A 1,042-nucleotide genomic window follows, 5' to 3' on the forward strand; every position below is an offset into this window, starting at 1 on the left:
TGAGCTTGCCCCCGGATGCCGGACTGGGAGTTAAATTACTTCCAGATAGAGGGACCCCACATGAGCAGACAGCCCCGCCGCCACTTCACTGCCGAGTTCAAGGAACAGGCCGTCGCGCGCCTGTCAGAGCCCGGGGCCACGCAGACCAGCGTTGCCCGGGATCTCGGCATATCCGCTTCGCAGCTGAAGGGCTGGCGGCTTGAACTGGCGGCTGCTGGCTCGGCCGAGGCGATCCGCCGCCAGCAGACCGAGGCCGCCGAACTGGCCGATCTGCGCCGCGAGAACCGGCGCCTCAAGGAAGAGGTGGAGGTGATGCGGAAGGCCTCCGCTTTTTTCGCTCAGCGGGCGGCGAAACAGTGAACACGAAGCTGGAGTTCATCGCCGCCCACGCGTCCGCCCACGCGGTCAGCCTCATGTGCCGGGCGCTCTCGGTCAGCACGAGCTGGTTCTACGCCTGGCGCGTGGCGGCGCCGAAACGGGCGGCGCGCCGGGCATCCCGGGACGCCCTGTTGCCGCGGATACGTGCAATCTTCGAAGACAGCCGCCGGCGATATGGTGCGCCGCGCATCCACGCAGAATTGCGGGAGCAAGGCATCCGGGTTGCCCGGAAGACGGTGGCCAAGCTGATGAAGGAAAACAGGATCTTTCCGCCAATACGGGGCCGCCGCGTGCCGCGGACGACCGACAGCCGTCACGATCTGGGGATCGCGCCGAACCTGCTGAGGCGGAATTTCCGGGCCGCGGAGCCCGATCGTATCTGGCTGGCCGACATCAGCTACGTTCCGACGGACGAGGGCTGGCTCTACCTTGCAGCGGTCAAGGACATGGCAACAATGGAGATCGTGGGGTGGTCGATGTCGGACCGGCTCAAGAGCAGCCTCGCGGTCGACGCGATGCGCATGGCGCTGCAGAACCGGCGGCCGGCACCGGGGCTGATTTGTCATTCAGATAGAGGCGTCCAATATGCTGCCGGTGACTACAGGCGGCTTCTCGATGCCTGGAAAGCCGTCGCCTCGATGAGCCGGAAGGGAGATTGCCTCGA

General features: G+C 65.9%; 2 protein-coding genes. Both read left to right on the top strand.

Annotation, left to right across the window (positions count from 1 at the left end):
• Positions 1-60: 60 nt before the first annotated feature.
• A complete protein-coding gene (locus HCC78_RS32725) occupies positions 61-360 on the top strand; it encodes a transposase (protein ID WP_172332843.1) in 300 nt (99 codons plus the stop codon).
• Positions 357-1,042: IS3 family transposase (locus HCC78_RS32730; protein WP_172332844.1), on the top strand; the 686-nt coding region annotated here is incomplete at its 3' end. The genes HCC78_RS32725 and HCC78_RS32730, both read left to right, overlap by 4 nt.

This window comes from Mangrovicoccus sp. HB161399 (assembly GCF_013184745.1).
Lineage (GTDB): Bacteria > Pseudomonadota > Alphaproteobacteria > Rhodobacterales > Rhodobacteraceae > Mangrovicoccus.